Annotated in this window: 16 protein-coding genes; 7 read left to right on the plus strand and 9 right to left on the minus strand. The window is 63.5% G+C overall.

Annotated elements, in window-relative coordinates:
• Both BM279_RS07390 and BM279_RS07395 read left to right on the plus strand, forming a co-directional pair.
• A complete protein-coding gene (locus tag BM279_RS07390; RefSeq protein WP_093502359.1) occupies positions 1–1,410 on the plus strand; it encodes a Y-family DNA polymerase in 1,410 nt (469 codons plus the stop codon).
• Entirely contained in the window at positions 1,407–4,493 is a 3,087-nt protein-coding gene (locus tag BM279_RS07395; RefSeq protein ID WP_093502361.1) for an error-prone DNA polymerase, read from the plus strand. Before BM279_RS07390 ends, BM279_RS07395 begins: the two co-directional genes overlap by 4 nt.
• Before the next feature lie 194 nt (positions 4,494–4,687).
• Here the strand turns inward: BM279_RS07395 and BM279_RS07400 are convergent, their stop codons facing one another.
• From BM279_RS07400 to BM279_RS07425, 6 genes are all read right to left on the minus strand, one after another.
• Positions 4,688–5,143, minus strand: coding sequence for a GNAT family N-acetyltransferase (locus BM279_RS07400; RefSeq protein WP_093502363.1), 456 nt, complete (start codon positions 5,141–5,143; stop codon positions 4,688–4,690).
• Positions 5,144–5,215: 72 nt separating this feature from the next.
• Positions 5,216–5,641 (minus strand): group I truncated hemoglobin, encoded by a 426-nt coding sequence (locus BM279_RS07405; RefSeq protein WP_093502365.1) that lies wholly within the window; start codon positions 5,639–5,641, stop codon positions 5,216–5,218.
• Positions 5,642–5,643: 2 nt separating this feature from the next.
• The gene (locus BM279_RS07410; protein WP_425272668.1) at positions 5,644–6,510 is read right to left on the minus strand and encodes a DUF3034 family protein; all 867 of its coding nucleotides are present in this window, start codon (positions 6,508–6,510) and stop codon (positions 5,644–5,646) included.
• A complete protein-coding gene (locus tag BM279_RS07415; protein WP_208604528.1) occupies positions 6,507–8,816 on the minus strand; it encodes a bifunctional diguanylate cyclase/phosphodiesterase in 2,310 nt (769 codons plus the stop codon). The genes BM279_RS07410 and BM279_RS07415 overlap by 4 nt, the downstream gene beginning before the upstream one ends.
• Positions 8,800–9,483 (minus strand): methylamine utilization protein, encoded by a 684-nt coding sequence (locus BM279_RS07420; RefSeq protein WP_093502370.1) that lies wholly within the window; start codon positions 9,481–9,483, stop codon positions 8,800–8,802. The genes BM279_RS07415 and BM279_RS07420 overlap by 17 nt, the downstream gene beginning before the upstream one ends.
• Before the next feature lie 180 nt (positions 9,484–9,663).
• Positions 9,664–10,416, minus strand: coding sequence for an AraC family transcriptional regulator (locus BM279_RS07425; RefSeq protein ID WP_093502371.1), 753 nt, complete (start codon positions 10,414–10,416; stop codon positions 9,664–9,666).
• A gap of 186 nt (positions 10,417–10,602) precedes the next feature.
• On the opposite strand from BM279_RS07425, the gene lon reads away from it, so the two are divergent.
• From lon to mdoH, 4 genes are all read left to right on the plus strand, one after another.
• Complete coding sequence (lon, locus tag BM279_RS07430; RefSeq protein ID WP_093502373.1) at positions 10,603–12,990, plus strand: endopeptidase La; 2,388 nt, start codon at positions 10,603–10,605, stop codon at positions 12,988–12,990.
• Between the two features lie 196 nt (positions 12,991–13,186).
• Entirely contained in the window at positions 13,187–14,443 is a 1,257-nt protein-coding gene (locus tag BM279_RS07435) for an acyltransferase family protein (RefSeq protein WP_093502374.1), read from the plus strand.
• A gap of 143 nt (positions 14,444–14,586) precedes the next feature.
• Positions 14,587–16,131, plus strand: a complete 1,545-nt coding sequence (locus BM279_RS07440) for a glucan biosynthesis protein G (RefSeq protein ID WP_143103570.1) — start codon at positions 14,587–14,589, stop codon at positions 16,129–16,131.
• Positions 16,128–18,701, plus strand: a complete 2,574-nt coding sequence (mdoH, locus tag BM279_RS07445; RefSeq protein ID WP_093502378.1) for a glucans biosynthesis glucosyltransferase MdoH — start codon at positions 16,128–16,130, stop codon at positions 18,699–18,701. Before BM279_RS07440 ends, mdoH begins: the two co-directional genes overlap by 4 nt.
• On the opposite strand, the gene BM279_RS07450 is transcribed toward mdoH, so the two are convergent.
• The 3 genes from BM279_RS07450 to BM279_RS07460 all read right to left on the minus strand — a co-directional run bounded on the left by BM279_RS07450 (position 18,684) and on the right by BM279_RS07460 (position 20,408).
• A complete protein-coding gene (locus BM279_RS07450; RefSeq protein ID WP_093502380.1) occupies positions 18,684–19,475 on the minus strand; it encodes a hydroxypyruvate isomerase family protein in 792 nt (263 codons plus the stop codon). The genes mdoH and BM279_RS07450 overlap by 18 nt on opposite strands.
• Positions 19,476–19,528: 53 nt before the next feature.
• Positions 19,529–19,897: a DUF5064 family protein gene (locus tag BM279_RS07455; protein ID WP_093502383.1), complete on the minus strand. Its 369-nt coding sequence runs from the start codon at positions 19,895–19,897 to the stop codon at positions 19,529–19,531.
• Positions 19,898–20,096: 199 nt separating this feature from the next.
• The gene (locus BM279_RS07460; RefSeq protein ID WP_093502385.1) at positions 20,097–20,408 is read right to left on the minus strand and encodes a DUF2288 domain-containing protein; all 312 of its coding nucleotides are present in this window, start codon (positions 20,406–20,408) and stop codon (positions 20,097–20,099) included.
• 290 nt (positions 20,409–20,698) lie between these two features.
• On the opposite strand from BM279_RS07460, the gene BM279_RS07465 reads away from it, so the two are divergent.
• On the plus strand, positions 20,699–21,820 hold the full coding sequence (locus tag BM279_RS07465) for a branched-chain amino acid ABC transporter substrate-binding protein (RefSeq protein WP_093502388.1): 1,122 nt from the start codon (positions 20,699–20,701) through the stop codon (positions 21,818–21,820).
• The last annotated feature ends 104 nt before the right edge of the window (positions 21,821–21,924 follow it).

Raw genomic sequence — 21,924 nt, forward strand, 5'->3', positions numbered from 1 at the left:
ATGCGCTGGGCGTGCATCCTGCTGCCGCAACTGGCCATGGACGGCGTGTTGCGTGGCCGTGAAGAGGCCAACGCGCCGCTGGTGCTGCTGAGCGGCACGCCCCAGCGGCGCATGCTGCAGGCGGTCAACCCGGCTGCACGAACGCTCGGCCTGCGCCCAGGGCTGCCCCTGACGGCGGCGCAATCCCTGAACTGCGCGTTCACCAGCGCCGAGTACGACCCCGCCGACATCGAGCGCTGGCGCAGCTTCCTGGCGGCCTGGGCCTACGGTTTCAGCTCCCAGGTGAGCCTGCACTATCCGCGCTGCCTGCTGCTCGAGGTGCAATCGAGCCTGTCGCTGTTCGGGCCCTGGCCGCGCTTTGAGGCACGCCTGCGTGAGGAGCTGACGTCGCTGGGCTTTCGCCATCGCATCACCCTGGCGCATCACCCTGCCGCGGCGCGCATGCTCGCCAACCTGCATGATGGCCTGGCTATCACCGACGAGCAGGCGTTGCGCGAGCGGCTGGCGGCCATGCCCCTGGATCGCATCGGCCTGCCCGAGTATCTGGTCACCACGCTGGCGCGCATGGGTCTGCGCCAGGTGCGCCAGTTGCAGGCGCTGCCCCGCGACAGCCTGGCGCGGCGCTTCCCCCCGGAGTTGCTGGCCGGCCTGGATACCCTGATGGGCCTGCGCCCGCTGGCGCTGGAGTACTACCGCCCGCCAGATGTGTTCGACAGCCGGCTGGAGCTGCACTTCGAAGTGGAATCAACCCAGGCCCTGCTGTTTCCGCTGCGGCGCCTGACCGCGGACCTGGCCGCCTACCTGGCAGGCCGGGACTGCGGCGTGCAGCGTTTCGTGCTGCACCTGGAGCACCGTGACGGTGACGACAGCCTGCTGCCCGTCGGCCTGCTCAGTGCCGAGCGAGAAGCGGGCATGCTGCTGGAATTCACCCGCGGCCGCCTGGAGCAGCTGCAATTGCCGTCACCGGTGCTGGCGCTACGCCTGGTGGCCCGCGACCTGCCGACCTTCGTACCACAGCACCAGGCGCTGTTCGAGGACCGACCGCAACAAACCCTGGGCTGGGAGCAACTGCGTGAACGCCTGCGCGCACGCCTGGGTGACGACGCCGTGCAAGGCCTGGCCGCCCATGCCGACCATCGCCCGGAAAAGGCCTGGCGCACGGCTACCAGCCACGTTGCATTGCCCAGCCCGAGCGCTGCCCGGCCCAGCTGGCTGCTGCCGGAGCCCCAAGTGCTGCGTGAGCCGCTGCATATTCTCAGCGGCCCCGAGCGGATCGAATCCGGCTGGTGGGATGGCGAGGACGTGCGTCGCGATTATTACCTGATCGAAACGCGCAGCGGCCAGCGCGGCTGGGCGTTTCGCAGCGTCGGTGAAGACGGCCCGCTGCGGCTGCACGGCTGGTTCGCATGAGCCTGCACGAGTACGCCGAGCTGCACTGCCTGTCGAACTTCAGTTTCCAGCGCGGTGCCTCCAGCGCCGCCGAACTGTTCGAACGTGCCAAGCTGCTCGGCTATCGCGCCCTAGCGATCACCGACGAATGCACCCTGGCCGGCATCGTGCGCGCCTGGCAGGCCGCCAAGGAGCATGGTGTGAAGCTGATCGTCGGCAGCGAACTGCGCCTGGAGAGCGGTGCCCGGCTGATCGTGCTGGTCGAGAACCTCGCTGGTTACCAGCGCCTCTGCGCGCTGATCACCCGTGCCCGACGGCGTGCGGAAAAGGGCCGCTACATCCTGCTCGACGAAGACCTGCCCGAGGCGCCGGATGGACTGCTGGCCATCTGGCTGCCACGCGCGAACGACGACGCCATGGCCGGCGTCTGGCTGCGCGAGCGCTTTGCCGAGCGCCTGTGGCTGGGCCTAGAGCTGCACCGCGGCGCCGACGATGCAGCGCTGTTGCAACATGGCCTCGGCCTGGCCCGGCAACTGGGCATCCCTGCCGTGGCCTGTGGCGACGTGCACATGCATGCCCGTGGCCGCCGCGCCCTGCAGGATTGCATGACCGCCATCCATCACCACCTGCCCGTGGCCGAGGCCGGCGCCTACCTGTTCGCCAATGGCGAGCGCCACCTGCGCCGCCGTGAAGAACTGGCCGAGCTGTATCCATCCGAACTGCTCTCCGAAACCCTGGGTATCGCCGAGCGCTGCCGGTTCGATCTCGATGAGCTCAAGTATCAGTATCCCCACGAGCTGGTGCCGGCCGGGCATACCCCAAACTCCTGGCTGCGCCACCTGGTCGAGGACGGCATCCGCTGGCGCTGGGGCGATGGCATCAGCGACAAGGCGCGGGCGCAGATCGAAAGGGAACTGGCGCTGATCAGCGAGCTGAGCTACGAGAGCTACTTCCTGACCGTGCACGACATCGTGCGCTTCGCCCGCGAGCAATCGATTCTCTGCCAGGGACGTGGCTCGGCAGCCAACTCGTCGGTGTGCTTCGCCCTGGGCATCACCGAACTGAACCCGATGGCCAAGGGCAGCCGCCTGCTGTTCGAGCGTTTCCTGTCCCGCGAGCGCAACGAGCCGCCGGACATCGACGTGGATTTCGAGCACGACCGCCGCGAGGAAGTCATCCAGTACGTGTTCCGCCGTTATGGCCGCGAGCGCGCGGCGCTGACCGCGGTGGTCAGCACCTACCACGGCGCCGGGGCGATTCGCGACGTGGCCAAGGCCCTGGGCTTGCCGCCCGATCAGATCAACGCCCTGGCCGGTTGCTGCGGCCGCTGGAGCGACGGCATTCCCGATGCCGAACGCCTGCGCGAGGCCGGTTTCGACCCGCAGAGCAAGGTGCTGCACCGAGTGCTGGTGCTGGCTGGCGAGCTGATCGGCTTTCCCCGCCACCTCTCCCAGCACCCCGGCGGCTTCGTGATTTCCGAGACGCCGCTCGACACCCTGGTGCCGGTGGAAAACGCCAGCATGGCCGAGCGCACCGTGATCCAGTGGGACAAGGACGATCTCGACGCCGTCGGCCTGCTCAAGGTGGACGTGCTGGCCCTCGGCATGCTCAGCGCCCTGCGCCGCTGCTTCGACCTGCTGGCCGTCTACCGCAACAAACGCTGGACGCTGGCCAGCCTGCCGGCCGAGGACAAAGCCACCTACGAGATGATCAGCCGCGCCGATACCCTGGGGGTGTTCCAGATCGAATCCCGCGCGCAGATGGCCATGCTGCCACGCCTGCGGCCGAAGACCTTCTATGACCTGGTGATTCAGGTCGCCATCGTGCGGCCGGGGCCGATCCAGGGCGATATGGTGCACCCCTACCTGCGCCGCCGCACCGGTGAAGAAGCGGTCACTTACCCCTCCGAGGAATTGCAGCCGGTGTTCGAGCGCACCCTGGGTGTGCCGCTGTTTCAGGAGCAGGTGATGGAGCTGGCGATCATCGCCGCCGATTACTCACCCGGCGAAGCAGATGAACTGCGCCGTGCCATGGCTGCCTGGAAGCGTCATGGCGGCCTGGAGCCGCACCGCGAGCGGCTGACCAGGCGCATGCTCGAGAAGGACTACCCCATCGAATACATCAACCGCATCTTCGAGCAGATCAAGGGCTTCGGCAGCTACGGCTTTCCCGAGTCCCATGCTTCCAGCTTCGCCCTGCTCACCTACGCCAGTTGCTGGCTCAAGTGCCACGAGCCGGCGGCTTTCGCCTGCGCGCTGATCAACAGCTGGCCGATGGGTTTCTACAACCCCGACCAGGTGCTGCAGGACGTACGCCGCCATGGCTTGCGCATCCACCCGGTGGACGTGCGCTACAGCGCCTGGGAATGCACCCTGGAAGATATCGGCAAGCCGCAGCCGGCCATCCGCCTGGGCCTGTGCCTGGTCAAGGGGTTTCGCGAGGATGCGGCGCTGCGCATCGCCGCCGCCCGCGAGCAGGCGGCATTCGGCGATATTGCCGATCTGTGCCAGCGCGCCCACCTGGATAACAATGCCCGCGCGCGCCTGGCCGACGCGGGCGCTCTGCAGGCCCTGGTCGGCCATCGCCACCAGGCGCGCTGGGCCATCGCCGGGGTGGAGCCGCAATTGCCGCTGTTCGCCAGCCTACCCACCCAGCAGGAAGCCGCCATAAGCCTGCCGCGCCCCAGCGTCGGCGAGAACCTGCTGACCGACTACGCGACCCTCGGCACCACCCTCGGCCCACATCCGCTGTCGCTCTTGCGCGGCAAACTCAGGGCCGCACGCTGCCGCAGCCGCCGTGAGCTGGAGCATGTGGAGCCCGGCAGGATGGTCAGCGTGGCCGGCCTGGTGATCGGCCGCCAGCGCCCGCAAACCGCCAGCGGCGTGACCTTCGTGACCCTAGAGGACGAGTTCGGCATGATCAATGTGCTGGTGCGCCTGGAGTTGGCCGAGCGCCAGCGCAAGACGCTGCTGCAATCACGGCTGATGCGGATCGACGGGCATCTGGAAGCGGCCAACGGGGTAAGGCATGTGATCGCGGGGCGGCTGGTGGACCTGACCGACTGGCTGGTGGGGCTGGATGTGCGTAGTCGGGATTTTCATTGAGGCGGGATGCAGCGCTCGGCAGCTGTGGTTTGCCTAGGGTTTTGATGGGCTTCGCCCATCCTACGAGCGGTGGATTTTGCGAGATCGAAGAAACTGGTGGGGATTTCCTAGCGCACTCAGTCCGGTGAGAATGAGGCATCGCGCCCATGGACTGAGCGCCCGCACGCTCCTACAGGTGACTGGGGTAACAGTGCTTACAGCACCCGGCGCATCCCGATATGGGGAATATCGTCTTCCAGGTATTCATCGGTCGCCACCACGAAACCGTAGCGGCCGTAGTAGCCCTGCAGGTGCGCCTGGGCGGACATGTACACGGGCAGGCCTGGCCAGCGTAGCCCGCAGGCCAGCAGGGCCTGTTCCATCATGATGTGGCCGAGACCGGTGCCGCGGGCGCTGGGTGCAGTGACGACACGGCCGATAATCACTTCGCCGTCGTTGAGCGACGGGTCGAGCAGACGCAGGTAAGCCGCCAGTTCATCGCCACGCCAGCCCAGCAGGTGACAGGTGTCACCTTCGAGATCGCGGCCATCGACTTCCAGGTACGGACAGTTCTGTTCGACCACGAACACCTGGGTACGCAGCGCCAGCACGGCGTACAGCTCGGTCTTGGTCAATTCGGTGTGGTGCTTGCAGTGCCAGGTAACGGACATGATCGGCTCACAACTAGAGGCTCGGGATAGCCGGCGACTCTACCCCCATCGCCCCTTTTCGTCATGAGGTCTCTACTTTTCGATCACCTGCCCACGCAAGGCCGCCAGGCGGGCCAGCAGGCGGTTCTGCACCGGCGTCGACACGCCCTGGCTGTCCATCGAGGCCTGCAGGTTCTCGACCAAGGCATTGAAGTGGCTGGGCGACAGATTCTGGCCCTTGTGGCTTTCCTCCAAAGAGTCGCCGGTATAGACGCAAGGCCCGCCGGCAATCACGCAGAACTTGTCGACCAGTTTGTCACGCAGCCCGACGATATCCACCTTGGCGAAGAACGGCGCGATACGCTGATCACCCGCCACATTGAGCAGCATGCCTTCGACGATGCGGTTGATGCCGGGTTTCTCGCCCAGGTCACGATATAAGCTGTCATCCTTGGCTGGCTGCTGCGCGCAGCCGATCAATACCAGCGCCAGTAGCGCAACACAGAATGAACGCAGCATGCTCAGAAACTCCCCTGCACGGACAGGTAGGCGCCATTCTGGTTATCCAGCGTGGCGATCTCGCCGAGGCGCGCGTAGGCCAGCACGATGGCCAGGTGCTTGCTGGGGAAGTAGCCGACGAACAGGTCGGCCCAGTCGCTCTCGCCGGCGAAACTGAGGTTGTCCGGCTTTTCCCGGTACTCGGCGCCCACGGCCCATTCTCGGTTGAGCAGCACGGCCACCGAACCTTCCTTGAGCACCGAGCGGCGGTCGCGGCGGTCGCCACCGAAACCTAGCAGGCCCAGCTCGTTGGCCCGGCTGTAGCGCACACCGCCGTTGAGCAGCAGGTTGTAGCCGAAGGCGCCGCCGAGGATCAGCCGGCTGGCAGTCAGGTAGCCTTCGGTGTCTTCATCACGCTTGGCGCCGACCAGGCTGGGGATGAGGAAGTCCTTCTGGCGCTTGTGCTGAATACCCAGGGAAACCTGTGGCAACTGGTCGTAGATGAGGTCGCCGAACAACCGCACCTTGATGCCGAAGATATCCTGGCTAAGGCTGTTTTCCGGCAGGCTCAGGTCACGGGCCAGCGTGCCAAGGTCAAAGCGCTGGCGTGCGTAGGAGAGTTCGATGCGGTTGTCATAGGCCGCCGATACGCCAGCCACATCCAGACGGTAATCACCGGTTTCCACCCGCGTGGCAAACACGTCGGCACCCCACTCGCCCTTCTCGCCATAGCCGGACAATACCGCCCAGGGCGTGATGCCGCCGCCGGCAGGGCCTTCAATGCTGCTGGCGCCGCCGGTGGCGAGCAGGCGACCTTCGCCGGCCAAGGCAGCCGAGGTGAACATGCCCACCAGAAGGGCGCCAATCAATTGCGATAGCCACATGGTCAATGCACCAGAGAAACGGGAGAAGTTAACGGACGCTGCATCCAGGCCTCGAAGGCCTGCGGCGCCAGCGGACGGCTGATCAGGTAACCCTGCACACTGTCGCACTGCCAACGGTCGAGCAGGTCCAGGCTGCGCTGCAGTTCGACACCTTCGGCCACCACCTTGAGGCCAAGGCTGTGGCTCATCTCGATGGTGGAACGGACGATCACCGCGTCTTCGCTGGTATCGTCCAGGTCGCGAATAAAGGACTGGTCGATCTTCAACTCCTGCACTGGCATGCGCTTGAGCTGTGCCAGAGAAGAGTAGCCGGTGCCGAAGTCATCCACCGACAGACCAATGCCTTTCTCGCGCAGCCCGTGGAGAACCTGCAAGGCTACTGCTGGATTGAGCATCACACCGCTTTCGGTAATTTCGAAGATCAGTTGCGAGGCCGGAACCCGATAATGCGCCAACAGCTGGCCAACTCGGTAGGGCAGCTCAGCATCGATCAGGTCATCCGTGGAAATGTTCAACGACAACTGCACCATGAGCCCACGCTGACGCCACTCCTGCAGTTGACGCACACCCTCTTCGATCACCCAGGCAGTCAAAATCTGAATGCTACCGGTGCGCTCGGCGATAGGGATGAACTCCCCAGGCGAGACCATGCCGAATTGCGGATGCTGCCAGCGCAGCAGGCCCTCGGCCTGGATACGCGAGGGATTACGCACGTCCAGTTTGGGCTGGTAGTGCAGCAGCAGCTCCTCTCGCTGAGCGGCGTGGCGCAAGTCACGGATCAGTTGTACTTGACGCTGCTGGACAGCGTCACGACCACTTTCGTAAACCTGGATGCGCCCCGGCAGCTGACCAGCGTCCTGCATGGCGATACCAGCACGACGCAGTAACTCTTCAGGCGTCACACCGTCGCTGGGGTAGCCAGCAATGCCGATGTGGCAATCCAGAGCGATATCCACGTTATCGATACGAAAGGGCTTCATAGACAACTGCTGCACGCGGTCGGCAGTAGCCACCGCGCTGTCGACATCAGCACCATCAAGCAATAGCACGAACTCGTCGCCATGCAGTCGCGCCAGGCTGTCGGACGGCCGCAATGCCATCTGCAGGCGGTTGGCCAACTGCTGCATGACCCGATCACCGCCGCCGGCCTCGCAGCTTTCCGTGACTGTGCGGAAATTGCCGATACCCACATACAGCAAGGCGATATGCCGATCAGCCATGATCGCGCTGCTCAAGCGCTCGAGCGCCAGGTTGCGATTGGGCAGCCCGGTCATCGGATCATGCAGGGCGTTATGGGCCAGTTGCCGCTCACGTTCGGCGATGCCCTGCTGCATGCTCTGGAACGCCTTGGCCAGGCTGCCGAGCTCATCACCGCGGTCGAGCGCCAACGGCACCTCGTAATCACCCTGGCCGACCCGCTCGGCGGCACCAGCCAAGTGGCGAATCGGCCGCGAAAGGCTACGCGCCAGCAACAATGCACCCATCAGGGACGCCACCAACGCAGCCACGGCGATCAGCAGGATCTGCTTATTGAGCGCAACCACCGAGCCACGGGCCTGTTCGAGCGAACGTTGCAGCAGTGCCTGCACGCGAAAGCCGTCACCACTACCGAGCACCAGACGCTGTACCAGGAAGGGCTCATCACCATGCATAACCTCGCCGCTGTCGCCATCGAACGTGATCTTGTGCAGGTCTTGCAGAGTACTCACGAACACGTCCGGCTGGCCGTCCATGCTGCCGATGATGCTCAGTTCCAGGTGCGTCAGTTGATTGAGCTCGTGGGCGAAGCGATCATCAATGGCAAAACCGGTCACTAGGCGCGCAATGGGCAGTGGCGCGTTGATCGTGGCTTGCACCAGCAGATAGATCTGTCCGTCGAAGGGCATGAGAATACTCTGTCCCTGACGGTTCAACTGCCGGTTGATCTGCTCGGTCTGGGCTACGGACGGCGGCGCCGAGGTGCTAGCGGTCAGCTTGCCGTCCATGTCGAACATCATCACCACGCCGGCGTTGATCCGCGCGCCATGATTGAACAGCGCCGAGCGGATGGTCGCCTCGTCGCCACTGGCCACGGCCTCGCGGAAGCCGAAGTCGCTGGTCAACACCTGCACCGCATCACGTAGCTGGCGGGCGTGGGTATCGAGTAACTGCCCGAATACACTGGTACCGACTTCAAGCTGCTCACGCGCCTGGGTGCGGATCGAGGCATTGGTGGCCGCCTGCACGGCGAAATACAGCGCGCCGATCACCACCAGCGGTAGCAAGATCAGCACGATGGCGATGCGCGCCTGGAAACTAGTGCGAACCATGATCCAAAGCTTTCTTGAAGGCATCGCCAAAGGCGCTGGGCGGTGCGCCCGGTGGTTCGCTGACGCTGGCAGCATCGACCGGCAGGCTGAAACGCGGCGCCATGGCGCCATCGCCGACTTTCAAGGCCTCGGCCTGTTTGGGCAGCATGTCGGGCAGCGCCGAGTGCCAGAGGGTGACCTGATATTCGCCGGCCGGCAGGTTGTCGAAACTAACCCGGCCCTGGGCATCGCTGACGGCGAACCAGGGGTCATCGGTAACGTAGATGTAGCCCACCATCCAGTCATGGATATTGCAGCCCAGCACCACCAGGCCGGGCTTGTCGAAAACCACCGGCTCACTCGGCGTGCCCTGGTAAAGGCGCAGCTCGAAGCGCTTGGCCGGCGAGAACGAATAGACCTGATGGCGAATGTCGTCGCGGTTCGGAAAGGTGACCGCGGTGCCGCTGCGCACGGCCAGCACGCTGGGTACGAAGCGCATATCCTGTTGGTCCATTACCGCTTTGCCGGCGGCTGCCGTGCTGGAAACTGCAGCGCCACGCAGCGTCACCACGGCGTCGGCCAGCGGTGCGCCCTTGGTGTCCACCACTTCGCCTTGCAGGCTGGCAGCCTGCGCGGTGCACAGCGCGCCGAACAGATACAGGTGTACAGCGATAAAGAAACGTCTAGTCATGGGAGCTCGTCAAGGGCTACTCAGCCTTACCGCGAGGCCACATAAGCGCCTCTTCGCTGATTAAGGAAGGTCTGCAGGAAGATTAGACGTGATGCAGAAGAAGTTCGAGCTTTAATGACGCCGCGAATAGGCAAAAAGCCACTATCGAAAGAAACAGTCCGAAAAGGCTGATCCAGAGTTTTATTCGTTGCCGCGCAGACGCTTGGGCGTCAGCCCCAGGTAACGCCGCATGGCGGTAGTCAGCGCGCTCTGGCTGGAGAAGCCGCACTCCTCGGCGATGCGCACAAGTGGCAAGCCACTGCCACGCAACAGGCGCGTGGCGCGATCGAGGCGTGCCTTGAGCAGGTACTGATGGGGCGTGAGGCCGACGCTATCCTTGAACTGGGCGTGAAAGTGGCTAGGGCTCAGGCAGGCGACATGGGCCAGCTCGGCCACGCTGATGCGCCGCGCCAGATTGTCGGCGATATAACCATCGAGCCGCTGCACGTCCAGCGAGCCATGGCCACGCGCGGACTGCTCGCCAAATACCCTCAGGTGCAGGGCGCGCAGCAACACGCCACCCAGCGAGCGCGCCAGCAGCGGGTCGCTGCCGTAACGCTCCAGTTCAGAGCCGGCATAGCTGAGCAGATGCTGAAAGTCGGCATCGAGTTGCGGGTAACGCGGCGTGTCGAACAGATGGCCTAGCAGCTGCAGGTCCTCGCTGGACATGTCCTGCTCATTGAGGTCGACGATTAGCATGCGGTTGTCGCCAATACCAGCGAACTGATGGTCAGCATCACCCGGCACCAGGCAGGCGCGCATGCGGCACACCTCGCCGCCGCGCCCAACCACCTCGAATTCGGCACGCCCGGACACTGACATCACCAGCTGGTGGTGGTCGTGAGTGTGTTCGTGGGCCTGATCGTCCAGGCGCATGAGGCGGGCGTTGAGCATGATTCGCGACTCGATGGGCAACGCGCGCACTCTACCGCGTTGCCACGCAAAACTGTATGGGCGGCGACAGGAGGCCCGGCAGGCGCCAAACCAGGCCTGACAAGCGAAACGGCGCAGTCACTAATAAATGTTGAAAAAAGCCGGCGGCGCCCCATCTAACCTTCAACGTCAATGGACAGGTGCCGCATGAACGACCCGCACGATATCGAGATCGCTTCGGAGCAAACCAGCCACAGCCTGATGCTGCCCGGGCAGAACCTGCCGGACAAACTCTATGTGATTCCAATCCACAACCGCCCCTTCTTCCCGGCGCAGGTGCTGCCGGTGATCGTCAACGAGGAGCACTGGGCGGAAACCCTGGAACTGGTCAGCAAGACCGAGCACAAGACCCTGGCCCTGTTCTACGTCGACAAGCCGGTCACCGATCCCCGCCATTTCGATACGTCCAGCATGCCCGAGCACGGCACCGTGGTGCGTGTGCACCATGTCAGCAACGACGACGGCAAGCTGCAGTTCGTCGCCCAGGGCCTGACCCGCGTGCGCATTCGTGGCTGGCTCAAGCATCACCGCCCGCCGTACCTGGCCGAGGTCGAATACCCGCGTAACGCCAATGATGGGCGCGACGAGGTCAAGGCCTACGCCATGGCGCTGATCAACGTGATCCGCGAGCTGCTGCCGCTCAACCCGCTGTACAACGAAGAGCTGAAGAACTATCTCAACCGCTTCAGCCCCAACGATCCCTCGCCGCTCACCGACTTCGCTGCGGCGCTCACCACCGCGCAATCGAAGGTGCTACAGGAAGTGCTCGACACCGTGCCGATTCTCAAGCGCATGGAAAAGGTGCTGCCGCTGCTGCGCAAGGAAGTCGAGGTCGCGCGCCTGCAGAACGAGCTCTCCGACGAGGTGAACCGCTCGGTGGGCGAGCACCAGCGCGAGTTCTTTCTCAAGGAACAGCTGAAGATCATCCAGCAGGAACTGGGCATCACCAAGGATGACCGCAGCGCCGACACCGAGCAGTTCACACAGCGCCTGGAAGGCAAGACCCTGCCCGAGCAGGCCCGCAAGCGCATCGACGAGGAGATGAACAAACTCTCGGTACTGGAGACCGGCTCGCCAGAGTACGCCGTCACCCGTAATTACCTGGACTGGGCCACCAGCGTGCCCTGGGGCGTGGTCGGCAAGGACAAGCTGGACCTCAAGCACGCCCGCAAGGTACTCGACGATCACCACGCCGGCATGGACGACATCAAGCAGCGCATCACCGAGTTCCTTGCCGTCGGCGCCTTCAAGGGGGAGATCGCCGGTTCCATCGTGCTGCTGGTCGGCCCGCCCGGCGTGGGCAAGACCAGCATCGGCAAGTCCATCGCCGAATCCCTGGACCGGCCGTTCTACCGTTTCTCGGTCGGCGGCATGCGCGACGAGGCCGAGATCAAGGGCCATCGCCGCACCTATATCGGCGCCCTGCCCGGCAAGCTGGTGCAGGCGCTCAAGGAAGTCGAGGTGATGAATCCGGTGATCATGCTCGACGAGATCGACAAGATGGGTAGCAGCTTTCAGGGCGACCCGGCCTCGGCGCTGCTGGAAACCCTCGACCCGGAACAGAACGTCGAATTCCTCGACCACTATCTGGATCTGCGCCTGGACCTGTCCAAGGCGCTGTTCGTGTGCACCGCCAATACCCTGGACTCGATCCCCGGCCCGCTGCTCGACCGCATGGAAGTGATTCGTCTGTCCGGCTACATCACCGAGGAAAAACTGGCCATCGCCAAGCGTCACCTGTGGCCCAAGCAGCTCGACAAGGCCGGCGTGTCGGCCAAGCAACTGTCGATCAACGACAGCGCCCTGCGCGCCCTGATCGAGGGCTATGCCCGCGAAGCCGGCGTACGCCAGCTGGAGAAACAGCTCGGCAAGCTGGTGCGCAAGGCGGTGGTCAAGCTGCTCGACGACCGCGACACCAAGGTCAAGATCGCCGCCAAGGATCTGGAGGGCTACTTGGGCATGCCGGTGTTTCGCAGCGAGCAGGTGCTTTCCGGTGTCGGCGTGATCACCGGCCTGGCCTGGACCAGCATGGGCGGCGCCACGCTGCCGATCGAGGCGACACGCATCCACACACTGAACCGCGGCTTCAAGCTCACCGGCCAGCTCGGCGAAGTGATGAAGGAGTCGGCGGAGATCGCCTACAGCTACGTCAGCTCGCACCTGAAAACCTTCAAGGGCGACCCGACCTTCTTCGACCAGGCTTTCGTGCATATGCACGTGCCCGAAGGTGCCACGCCCAAGGACGGTCCGAGCGCCGGCGTCACCATCGCCAGCGCCCTGCTCTCCCTGGCCCGCAACCAGGCGCCGAAGAAGGGCGTAGCGATGACCGGCGAACTGACCCTGACCGGCCAGGTGCTGGCCATCGGCGGGGTGCGCGAGAAGGTCATCGCCGCGCGTCGCCAGAAGATCCACGAGCTGATACTGCCCGAGGCCAACCGTGGCTCCTATCAGGAGCTGCCGGAATACCTCAAGCAGGGCATCACCGTGCACTTCGCCAAGCGTTTCAGCGACGTGGCCAAGGTGCTATTCGACTGACCACTGCCGCGGCGGGCTGCCAGACCAGGTGCCCGCCGTCCCGATGCCCTTCCCGCTACCGGCCTGCTGGCAAATCGATAGATCGAAACCCGAATGCTGCTGTCAGAAGCTGACCCGGCCGCCGTGAGGCTGTGCAGCATCTGGCCTGTGCAGATCACGCCATGCCCGGGCGATGGTCGACAGAAGGAGAACGGGGATGCCCCGCAGCGACAAGGAACATTTCATCGGGCTCGAATGGCTGCGCTTCATACTCGGCCTGTATATCGTGGTCTTTCACACCCTGCACAACTACCCCGAACAGCAGTTGCCGATCGTCAAGCAGCTCAGCGGCGCGGGCTTCTTCGCCACCAGTACCTTTTTCGTGCTTTCCGGTTTTCTGCTCGCCCACGTGTATTGCCAGCGCGGCCAGATGCGCGAGCCGGCGGTGAGCTTCTGGAGCAGGCGCTTCGCCAACCTCTATCCACTGCATATCTTCTCGCTGCTGCTGACCATCGCCGTCATCTTCGTCATCAGCCACCTGGGTATCCCGCCGGACGACACCAAGGCCAGTATCCGCTTCGTGGTCTACGACACCAACGAGGACAGGACCCAGATCGCCCTCGACAGCCTCGAACACTTCATGAGCAACGGCGAGTTGGCCTTCAACAGCCTGTTGCAGTTGCTGATGCTGCAGGCCTGGAACCCCTTCTACCTGACCTTCAACGCACCGCTATGGTCAATCTCTACGCTGTTCTTCTTCTACCTCACCTTCCCGTTCGTTGCGCCGCGCCTGGCACGTCTCAAGCACAAGGTGCTGTGGCTGGGCGTGATCACCCTGATCTACCTGATTCCGCCGACGCTGGTGATTCTCAACGGTGATTACGGCATGCCGTTCACCGGCATCCTGCACCGCAACCCGCTGGTGCGCCTGCCCGAATTTCTCGCTGGCATCCTCGCCTACGGCCTTTTTCGCGACATGCAGGACGCCGGGCGCACGCAGGGCACTGGCGGCGTGGGGCTGATGATCGCTTTCGTGCTGGGCTGCTTCCTCGGCACTGCCTGGCTGATCGAGGGGCCACAATTCTGGTACTACCTGCTGCACAACGGCCTGCTGCTGCCGGCGCAGATCATGCTGATCTACCTCTGCGCCCTGGCACCCTCGCCTGCCAGCAGCACAGTGCAACGCTGGTCCCAGCGCCTGGGCGCGGCCTCGCTGCCGCTGTTCGTACTGCATGTGCCGGCCTTCACGCTGTTCTCGCGCTCGGAAATGCTGCTGGGTGTAGCCTCCGGTGAGTGCTTCGCCAACTGGTCCGAGTGCGCGGTGCGCGCGGGCGAGCAGCATCTGTCCATCGTCTTCTACCCACTGTTCCTGCTGCTGACAGTGATACTCTGCGTCTGGGCTCAGGAAAACGCCGTGGTACCGACCCGCAAACGACTACTGAAGTGGTTGCCGGTTCGACGTAGCACAAACTGAGCAGAAGGAAAGGAAATTCCTAGGAATCATCTGCAGCGCCGACGGTCGGAAGGAGATGTTCGGCGACCGTGCCGCTGTTTTCTTTTGTTTTCTGGGAGGGATCCGTGATCCTCAAGACCGTCAAGGCATCTGTCCGCCACAGCATGCTTCCAGCTGCGCTGTGCCTGGCCTGCACCACCTCGCTGTTCAGTGCCCAGGTGCTGGCTTTCTCCCTCGATGATGTGGCCTCCCAAGCCAAGGGGCTACTGGACAAACCTTACACGGCGCCTGCCAGCAACCTGCCCAATGAGCTGCGCACCCTGTCCTTCAAGGACTACCAGCAGATCAAGGCCCGTGAAGACAAGTACGAATGGGCCGGCAGCAAGACACCCTTCAAGCTGAGCTTCTACCACCAGGGCATGCACTTCGAGACCCCGGTGAAGATCAACGAAGTGACCGCCACCAGCGTCAACGAAATCAAGTACGACCCCGAGCGCTTCGACTTCGGCGACGTGAAGGTCGACAAGGACGCCACCAAGGATCTGGGCTACGCGGGCTTTCGCGTCATGTACCCGATCAACGACAAGGACAAGCTCGACGAGATCATGAGTGTGCTCGGCGCCAGCTACTACCGTGTGGTCGGCAAGGATCAGGTCTACGGCACCTCGGCCCGCGGCCTGGCCATCGACACCGCGCTGCCCAGCGGCGAGGAATTTCCGTATTTCCGCGAGTTCTGGATCGAGCGCCCGAAAGCTGGCGACAAGCACCTGGTGATGTACGCCCTGCTCGACTCGCCACGCGCCACCGGCGCCTATCGCTTTATCCTGCGCCCGGGAAAGGACGCCATCGTCGACGTCAAATCCAAGGTATTCCTGCGCGAGAACGTCACCAAGCTCGGCGTCGCGCCACTGACCAGCATGTTCCTGTACGGCAGCAACCAGCGCTCGGCCAAGGCCAACTACCGCCCGGCGCTGCATGATGCCAACGGCCTGGCCATCCATACCGGCAGCGACGAGCACATCTGGCGCCCGCTGAACAACCCGCAGAACCTGGGCGTGAGCACCTTCCAGGTCGAGAACCCGAAAGGTTTCGGCCTGCTGCAGCGCGGCCGCGACTTCGCCCAGTACGAAGACCTGGACGATCACTACGAAGAGCGCCCAAGCGTGTGGATAGAACCCAAGGGCGAATGGGGCAAGGGCAAGGTCGAGCTGGTGGAAATCCCTACGCCGGATGAAACCAACGACAACATCGTCGCCTTCTGGACGCCTGACGAACAGCCCAAGCCTGGCGAGCCGATGGAGTTCGACTACCGCATGCACTGGACCAAGGACGAGCGCGCCCAGCTTGGCCCGGATCTGGCCTGGGTCAAGCAGACCATGCGTAGCGCCGGCGAGGTCAAGCAGCCCAACCTGACCCGCAAGCTCGACGGCAGCGTCGCCCTGCTGGTGGACTTCGAAGGCCCGTCCCTGGAAGCCCTCAAACCTGACGCGGCAGTCGCCAGCAACTTCAGCATCAACGACAACGCCGAAGTGTTGGACAATCACCTGCAATACAACAAAGCCACTAAAGGCTGGCGCATGACGGTGCGTTTCAAGGTCAAGGATCCCAAGCAAGCGGTAGAAATGCGCGCGGCTCTGGTCGAGGGTGACAAGACCCTCAGCGAAACCTGGAGCTATCAACTCCCGCCCAACACGGTTGCCCCGCAATGAAGACCACCGAGCAGTCCGCCCTGGACGAGTACCTGGACAGCCTGCCTCTGAGTGCCACCGAGCGCGAAGCCCTGGCTGACAGCCGTGATTTCACCGAACTGCATAGCCGCCTGGGCGGCGTGCAGACGGCAGAGGCCGAAGAGGCTGTGCATCGATCCGCCGTGCGCCGTGTCGAACTCGGCGCTGGCCGGCCCCTGGAGGCCGAAGGCCTGCTGTCTCTCGATGCCGCCGGGCGCCCGATCCTGCGCGCGGCCCCGCCGCTCAATCGCACCAAGATGACCCCCGAGCCGTGGCGCACCAACCTGCTGACCCGCGGTTTCCGTGCACTGTTCGGCAAGAGCAACCCGCCACGCCCGCCAAAGCGTGAGCTGGAGCCGGCGCGCTGGCGTCGGGTCGGATCCTTGCGCCGCTACGTGCTGCTGATTCTGATGCTCAGCCAGACCGCCGTCGCCACCTGGTACATGAACAGCATCCTGCCCTACCAGGGCTGGGCGCTGATCAATCTGCAGGAAGTGATGGACCAGGGCTGGCAAGAGAGTTTCTTCCAGGTGCTGCCTTATCTGGTGCAGGGCAGCATTCTGGCGCTGTTCTCGCTGTTGTTCTGTTGGGTTTCAGCCGGTTTCTGGACGGCCCTGATGGGCTTCTGGGAATTGATGCGCGGTTACGACCGCTACGGCATTTCCGGCAGCAGCGCAGGCGACGAGCCGATCGACGCCGCCGCGCGTACCGCGATCATCATGCCGATCTGCAACGAGGACGTACCCCGGGTATTCGCCGGCCTGCGCGCCACCTACGAGTCGGTGAAGGCCTCGGGTGAACTCGCCCAGTTCGACTTCTTCATCCTCAGCGATACCGGCGATGCCGACATCGCGGTGGCCGAGCAACGCGCCTGGCTGGAGCTGTGCCAGGAGACCGAAGGCTTCGGCAATATCTTCTACCGCCGCCGGCGTCGTCGCGTGAAGCGCAAGAGCGGCAACATCGACGACTTCTGCCGTCGCTGGGGCGGTGATTACCGTTACATGGTAGTGCTCGACGCCGACAGCGTGATGAGCGGCGAATGCCTGACCAAGCTGGTACGCCTGATGGAGGCCAACCCCCAGGCCGGCATCATCCAGACCTCGCCGAAAGCCGCCGGCATGAACACCATGTACGCGCGCCTGCAGCAGTTCGCCACCCGCGCCTACGGCCCGCTGTTCACCGCCGGCCTGCACTATTGGCAGCTGGGTGAATCCCATTACTGGGGCCACAACGCGATCATTCGCATGCAGCCGTTCATCGAGCACTGCGCCCTGGCACCGCTGCCGGGCAAGGGCTCGTTCGCTGGGGCGATCATGTCTCACGATTTCGTCGAGGCCTCGCTGATGCGCCGCGCCGGCTGGGGCGTATGGATCGCCTACGACCTGCCGGGCAGCTACGAAGAGTTGCCGCCCAACCTGATCGACGAGCTGCAGCGCGACCGCCGCTGGTGCCACGGCAACCTGATGAACTTCCGCCTGTTCCTGGTCAAGGGCATGCATCCGGTGCACCGCGCGGTGTTCCTGACCGGCGTGATGTCCTACCTGTCGGCGCCGCTGTGGTTCATGTTCCTGCTGCTTTCCACGGCGCTACTGGCCATCCATACGCTGATGGAGCCGCAATACTTCCTGGTGCCCGGCCAGCTGTTCCCGGTGTGGCCACGCTGGAATCCACAGCTGGCGGTGACATTGTTTTCCACCACCCTGACCCTGCTGTTCCTGCCCAAGCTGCTTGCCGTGATCCTCATCTGGGTCAAGGACGCCAAGGCTTACGGCGGCGCCTTCAAGGCGACCGTCAGCATGCTGCTGGAGATGCTCTTCTCGGTGCTGCTGGCGCCGGTACGCATGCTGTTCCACACAATGTTCGTCACCGCCGCGTTCCTAGGCTGGTCCGCCACCTGGAACTCGCCGCAGCGTGACAACGGCATCACCACCTGGGGCGACGCTACCCGTCGTCACGGCTGGCAGGCGCTACTGGGCGTGGTCTGGACGGCAGGCGTAGCCTGGCTGGACCCGAACTTCCTGTGGTGGCTGTCGCCGATCGTCGGGTCGCTGATGCTGGCAATCCCGGTGTCGGTGTTTTCCAGCCGCCTGAGCCTGGGCCTGGGCAGCAAGAAGGCCAAGCTGTTCCTGATTCCCGAGGAATCCAATCCGCCTCAGGAGCTGCTGTCTACCTACGCCTACACGCGGCACAACCGCGAGCACGCGATGGAAAACGGCTTTATCGAAGCAGTGCTGCGACCCTTCCCCAATGCTCTGGCCTGCGCCATGGCCACCGCCCGTCACGGCCAGGCGCCGCTGCTCGAACAGGCTCGTCAGCGCGCCCTGAACGAGGCTCTGGAGCTGGGCCCGAAAAAGCTCGACGGCAAACGCAAGCTGGCGCTGCTCAGCGACCCGGTGCTGATGGCCCGCCTGCACGCGCAGCTATGGCAACAGGCCGAACAGCACCCGCTGTGGCGCCATGCTTACAAGCAGAGCGCACCGCCCCAGCCAAAACATGACAACCAGGCGCTCAAAGTGGCGCCGCTCGGCGCTACCTCACCCTTGGTCAACTGACCGCCACGCGGTCATCCAGCCCAGGCTGGCACGGGTATCGCCCCCTTCGGGGCGGTACTCGGCGCCCAGCCAGCCGCGGTAAGCGGCCTTCTTGAGCGCATTGCGCACCGCGACGAAATCCATAGATCCACTGCCTGGCGCACCGCGCCCCGGACAATCGGCGAATTGCACATGACCGATTCGACCGGCCAGTGTCTCGACCGCAACCACCGGATCGATACTCTGCCGCGCCATATGGTAGATATCCAGCTGCGCCCGGAAATTGTCGTGGTCGACTGCAGCTAGTAGCGCCTGCAGATGCTGCGGCGTGTTGACCAGAAAGCCGGGCATGTCGATGGGATTGATCGCCTCGCTGACCACACCGATGCCCAGTAAACCGAACGCTTCGGCCGCCTTGCGGATATTTCCGGCCAATGTCTCCAGCGCCTGCTCGCGGGAAACGCCTTCGGCCAGCCGCCCGGGCAGCACATTGACCACGCAGGGCCGCACCATCGCCGCGTAGGTCAGCGCATCCTGAAGCGCCTCATCGAACGCCGACTGGCGCGCCGGCACTGCCGCCAGACCAGGCCCGCCGTCGAGAAAGTCGCCGCCCGGGAAATTCATCAGCACCAGCGGCAGCCCTGCCCGCTCCAATTCGTCCTTCAGGCGCAGCGCCGGCAACTCATAGGGAAACTGGATTTCCACACCGTCAAAGCCCGCGGCTGCAGCAGCGACGATGCGTTCGAGAAGGGGCCGCTCGGTAAACAGCATCGTCAGATTGGCGGATAGCTTCATGCACGACTCCTCGGTTGGCCGTCTCGGAAACGGCACTAGCGGTGATAACGACTCTACAGGCCGTCCTTTTCAAGGTGATCAAGGTCAACCGGATCGCCACTATGGGCATCGAGACGGTGACGAATGTCCTCGAACATCTGATCGAATTCCTCGTGCTCGTGGCTGATCAGCACCACGCTGGTGGGCAGCCCGTGCCTGTGGGCCAGGCGACTGACCACACTGGCGAAATTGAAGGCGGTATCACGGTGCAGCTCGAAGGCCTCCTCGAATGCCGTACCGTCGATCCCGCCCTTCATGGACATCTGCAGCATCGGCCCCTCGGCCGCATCCTGGCGAATGTCGTAATGCAGGTCGATGGCATAGACCGGAACTTCACCAGTCGCCACGCTGTTACTGCGATGAAAATGGCCAGGCTCGAACATGTGCTGTCTCCTACGCTGAAGGATCGACCGAAACCACGATCGGCATCGGACTCCTCAACATAGACCGTCGCGGCGCATGATGATGCGAACCTGAGCGCGCACCACAAAAGCGCACATAAAGCACCAATAGTGGGCATATTCGACACACACCGAGCACTGCAAATACCCATGGCAGAGGGCTTGATACGCTCGTTTGAACTCAGCGCTTCTTTTCGGCGCGCTCCTGCACCAGTACCCAGGGTGCGACGACCACGGCCCACAATGCTGGATCGCGGGCGAGCAGATCTTGCGCACGGCTATCGTCCAACACCGCGATTCGCCCGGCATCTAGCCATGCAGCAACCTCATCCTTGCGATTCTCGGCAACCGCTTCGGCTACCTCGATCAGGTCCTGATCGCTGTCGACCCAGAGCAGCGAACCGCGGGCAAAGAACGGCTGCAGCTCCTGCCAGGTGATGGGGGCGGTTTCTCCGAGCAATTTGGCATAGAGGGTGCTTGGTTGTTCGTTCATGGCAGTTCCGTATTTCGATGGCCGTTTTTTGACGGCCGCCATGATAACGACGGACGGCTGGCAGACAAGGGACTGTCAACCGCCCGGCGGTCAGGAGCTAGCCGTTTTTCTATACATTTCTTGCAATTACGCGACATTCTTACCGATCTCTTTCGACTGCCGACTTTCCAAGGCGCAAATCTGCGCTCTACACTGTATCGGTACAGTTGCCGGGGATATGGCCGGAAGTCGACTCCGGTTCTGCTGCTTTGGCTACCAGAACTACAACAAAACACAACGAGTGGAGCACTATGAACAACGCTACTAAGCAGATTTCCAAGCTGTTCGCCGCTATGGCCCTGGCTGGCTGTGCCAGCTACTCGGTCGCCGCCGACACCATCAAGATCGCCATGGCTGGCCCGGTGACCGGTGCCGTCGCGCAGTACGGTGAAATGCAGTTCGTCGGTGCCAAGATGGCCATCGAGCAGATCAACAAGGCCGGCGGTGTGAACGGTGCCCAGCTTGAAGGCGTGGTCTATGACGACGCATGCGATCCCAAGCAGGCCGTGGCCGTAGCCAACAAGATCGTCAACGATGGCGCCAAGTTCGTCGTTGGTCACCTGTGTTCCAGCTCCACTCAGCCGGCTTCGGACATCTACGAAGACGAAGGCATCCTGATGATCACCCCGGCTGCCACCAGCCCGGAAATCACCGCCCGTGGCTACGAGTTGATCTTCCGCACCATCGGTCTGGACAGCCTGCAGGGCCCGACCGCAGGCAACTTCATTGCTGACCACATCAAGCCGAAGAACGTCGCTGTCATCCACGACAAGCAGCAGTACGGTGAAGGCATCGCCAGCGCCGTGAAGCAGACCCTGGAATCCAAAGGCGTGAAAGTCGGCGTGTTCGAAGGTATCAACGCCGGCGACAAGGACTTCTCCTCGCTGATCGCCAAGCTCAAGCAGCAGGGCATCGACTTCGTCTACTACGGCGGCTACCACCCGGAACTGGGTCTGCTGCTGCGTCAGTCCAAGGAAAAAGGCCTGGACGTGCGCTTCATGGGCCCCGAAGGCGTAGGCAACAAGGAAATCTCGGCCATCGCCGGCCCGGCTTCCGAAGGCCTGCTGGTCACCCTGCCGCAGTCGTTCGACCAGGATCCGAAGAACAAGGCACTGGTTGAAGCCTTCAAGGCCAAGAACGAAGACCCGAGCGGTCCGTTCGTATTCCCGGCCTACGCCGCCGTTCAGGTCATCGCCGGCGGCATCGAGAAAGCCGGTAGCACCGACACAGCCAAAGTGGCCGCAGCCCTGCGCGCCAACACCTTCGAAACCCCGACCGGCACCCTCGGTTTCGACGAGAAAGGCGACCTGAAGAACTTCAACTTCGTGGTCTATGAATGGCACCAGGACGGCACCAAGTCCGAAGCCAAGTAAGCCCCCGCCGAAGAAGCTGATTCATGAGCTAGCAAGCTAGGCCCTGCAAGGCAAGAACAGGCGAGGAAGCGGAGTGTACTTTTGTACATGAGCATTCCGAACCT

Origin of the sequence: Phytopseudomonas straminea, from assembly GCF_900112645.1 — a bacterium.
GTDB classification, from domain to species: Bacteria; Pseudomonadota; Gammaproteobacteria; order Pseudomonadales; family Pseudomonadaceae; genus Aquipseudomonas; species Aquipseudomonas straminea.